General features: G+C 46.9%; 2 protein-coding genes and 1 pseudogene. 1 reads left to right on the forward strand and 2 read right to left on the reverse strand.

Features of this window, described 5'->3' with window-relative positions:
• Nucleotides 1-82: 82 nt before the first annotated feature.
• A complete protein-coding gene (locus tag CSQ89_RS20560) occupies nucleotides 83-1,573 on the reverse strand; it encodes a hypothetical protein (protein WP_139023158.1) in 1,491 nt (496 codons plus the stop codon).
• A gap of 887 nt (nucleotides 1,574-2,460) precedes the next feature.
• Here CSQ89_RS20560 and CSQ89_RS22680 point away from each other — a divergent pair.
• Complete coding sequence (locus tag CSQ89_RS22680; RefSeq protein ID WP_158229075.1) at nucleotides 2,461-2,628, forward strand: hypothetical protein; 168 nt, start codon at nucleotides 2,461-2,463, stop codon at nucleotides 2,626-2,628.
• A 64-nt stretch (nucleotides 2,629-2,692) separates the two neighbouring features.
• Here the strand turns inward: CSQ89_RS22680 and CSQ89_RS20570 are convergent.
• Nucleotides 2,693-3,411, reverse strand: a pseudogene (locus tag CSQ89_RS20570) (IS3 family transposase); the annotation flags it as partial.
• Nucleotides 3,412-3,420 lie beyond the last annotated feature (9 nt).

Consider the following 3,420-nt stretch of genomic DNA (forward strand, 5'->3'; position numbering starts at 1 on the left):
CTTAAGTTCTGGGCTACGTCAAAGTGATCACAGCCCAGAATCTTTAACTGATCATTTATGATCAGTCATGCTTCCTAATTAACTAATCGGCTTCGAAGTAAGAGAATGTTTCATTTTCATTATTAAGTAGCTTGCCCTCTGCATCAAACAACTCCACTTTATATACGGGCCATTTTCCAATTGCTCTAACCTCAGGGTTGTTTTTGTAGAAGTAGACAGAGGATTTAGATTCTAGATAGGTATAGTTAAGATTAGTAACCATATTTGGAATATCAAATTCCCAGTATAGTACCTTAAACGACTCTGAACGTAACTGATTTGCCACAAGTCCGCTCGTTGGCAATCCTGGCCCATAAACAATGACTTTTACAATGCGGTCACTTATTTCGCCGTTAGAAAAAGCGGCGTTCAAACTTAATTGGATTGCATCGCAGTTCACAAGACAATACGAATCTTTTAAATCAACATTGCGCTGCCTAACACTAATAACATTGGTTGTCTGTCGATTACCAAATGCTAACCATTTCCCACCATGATCTCTTTTATATAAAAAGTATGGCGCGTGGAAAATTTCACGACCTTTTTTATTCGATTTAACATATTCATTAGTAATAGCGACCGCTAGAGCCTCATGTTGATATGACTTAATCTGAAAGTAGCGCAGTTTTTTTGATTCCTTAATATATGTTTCTGCTTCAATTGTTTTTGCAAACTCTTCTTTGGTCTCTCCATTGTCAAGATAGTCTGGGTGCAAAATAGCCAACACTTGCGCTAACTGAGTTTTTTCGTCGAGTTCAACAGTTTGCCTAATCAATTCGGCAATACTTGGCATTTCTCGTAGAATTTCAGCAACCTGTGCATCAACATTAAAGGAACCACTGCCAGCAGTGAGACTCAGCGGTTCCACTAGTTTCTGGGCATTCAGCCGATTAATCAGGTCTGCCTCATTGCGTCCTTGATCAACATTAATAGCCAGAACATGAAGCACGGCCTTGATGCCGGATTCGTCTTTGGCTACCACATGGCGTCGTAAGTCTACATTCTCAGGCACTCCTGCTGCGGAGAGCAGGGGTTGAATGCGGGCTTGCACGGCAGTTTCCTGCTTAGCCAGGCTTTCGTAGGTTAAGTTGCTGTAGTTTCCGCCATTAAAATACCCTGCTGCAACTTGGCCAACTGCTTTGGCAACGATCAAGTCAGTTATTGGATTGACGTTGTAATGCCCATCACCATCCGAATTGGTGGCCGCTGCGTGTAGCACATAGTGTTCATCCATTGCTTCACCGCTAGCACGCAGCATAAAAGGGGACTGCATTTCGCTGACATCAAAGCTAAAATTCCCCCCCACTTCCAAGTCTTGCGTTTTAACCTTGCCGGCACTGTCACGAATGCTTATTTTCCCTGTCAGAGGGTAACTCGCCGCAGCAACACCGCTAACCATTTTTAATGGTATGGCCGGGGATGCAGGTGGGTGTGCAGAAGGTTGAGTGGAAGAAGGGGTATCGCCACCGCCACAAGCTGTCAAAGCGAAGGCGCTGACGCATAGAAATGCGTATGTACGCACGTTTTTTTTCATAGTAAATCTCGGAAACACAGAATACTGGCCAAACTGCCAGAAAAAAGGAAAATTGAAACTGCGGCCATAGAATTCCTGGCCGCAGATGCATATAGATATCACATAAGGTAATTTATTCCCAATATATTCCTATGTTATGCCAAATCAATTGGCACTGAAATCCAAGCGACCTTAAGTCTATTCCAAATGAATTTGAAATGGACTCCAAATATATTGGGGTAATAAGCCAATACTGTTCGGTTAGATGTATTTAGCAGGCTGTTGAAAAACGATTTTGGCTCCCACCAGAGGCTGGAAAATTGCGAAAATCATGCCGTTTTGCCTAAAAACTAAGCAAAATTTGCTTAATGTTTGAGCAATTTAGGGCGTTGAAGGGGCGCTTTGAGTCAATTTCTCCCACTAAGAATTGTTTTTCAACAGCCTGTTAGGAGTTCGCCATGATGCCGATATCGGTTTTGGTGAGACCAGCACAATGGTTAAATCAATGGGTTGATGCAGCTTTTGTCCGCGCTTGTGGCTTGCAAATGCTGTGCCCCTTCGTTTAACCATTCTTGGATTTCTTCGCTGGCGACTTTTGGTGCTTTTGAGGCAACTCGCGTTTTGCAACAGTTGTGCAAACCACTGCTTTCGTTTTCGCGGCTTCGCTGGGGGGAAAAGACTGCATGACGCGATATCGCGGCTGATTTTAGCCACTTTCTGAAGCCAAAAGCTTGAGGGCGGTGCCTTGATATCCGTATAGTCAGTCCTTTCGCCCGCTGTCGCTAAGTGACTCATAGCGGCGGCGGTCTTGTGAGGGCCGTCTTCCAAGCCCTTCCGTGGGATTTTGGAACGGGCGAGTGCCCTATCCAAATCTCGGTAACCGCATAACAATCAGAAAGAACGAGATCATGCAGAACTTGAATGCCGCAGACATTGCACAAGTCGGTGGGGGATTTCTTGTCCGTTACACATTTGGGTTGACGCAAATGATGGGTGGACGCCGTAACAAGAGTAAGGACGAAGTCCCTCCGCCGTCGCATGCCTCATTAATGGCAGATGCCCCAGTTGGTAAATAACCATGCATGTCAAACAGCGCCCAATAGTTACCAGGTGGGGGTGCGGCGGAAAACTTGGACTAATTTATGTTGCGATTCCCAAATGGCGCCGGTATTGGACAGGGCTCAGGGCCCCCAGCGATAACTTGATGCGCCGCTCGTTATACCACCGGATGTACGAGTCTAATTCGTGCATGAATCGCTCTACCATCTTGCCAACCCAGTCACGGCAATAGTACATCTCATTTTTCAGACGCCCGAAGAATCCCTCGCAGGCCGCATTATCCGGCGAACACCCTTTGCGTGACATCGACCGAATCAGCTTTGCATCGTGCATCCGCGATACCCATCCAGGCCATCGGTAGTGAGCGCCACGATCTGAGTGGACGACAGGTCGATCGCTGCTGTTGGCTACCGTCTCAATGGCAGCGTCCAGCATCGTATTGACCAGCTCAGCGTCTGGACGCGTACTGATTGACCAGCTGATAAGATTTCCCCCAAGTAGGAACCGTACCGACGACGCTTCGTCGTGGCAATGACAAGGCGCTCCTGCGTCATCAAACCCCGCACGACTTTCTCCGAGATGAAGCGCTGCTGCTTGCCCAGGGATGCGTGTATCCAACGGTAGCCATAGCAACGGTGATTTTGCTCGAAGATGTCAGTGATGAGGTGACTTACGCCAGCATACTTGTCAGCAACTTGTAACCGGGCTCGATGATAAAAGTAGGCGCTGCGAGCAAGACCCAGCTCCGCAAAGAGTTCAACCAGCGGATACGTTGCGCTCAGGGCATCAACTGTAGAAGTTCAGACTTG

Origin of the sequence: Chitinimonas sp. BJB300, from assembly GCF_002735695.1 — a bacterium.
Lineage (GTDB): Bacteria > Pseudomonadota > Gammaproteobacteria > Burkholderiales > Chitinimonadaceae > Chitinimonas.

What these genes read in the sequence shown, in the direction of transcription:
- CSQ89_RS22680 (WP_158229075.1), top strand. Translation starts at nt 2,461, where the DNA reads ATGCAGAACTTGAATGCCGCAGACATTGCACAAGTCGGTGGGGGATTT.
- CSQ89_RS20560 (WP_139023158.1), bottom strand. Translation starts at nt 1,573, where the DNA reads ATGAAAAAAAACGTGCGTACATACGCATTTCTATGCGTCAGCGCCTTC.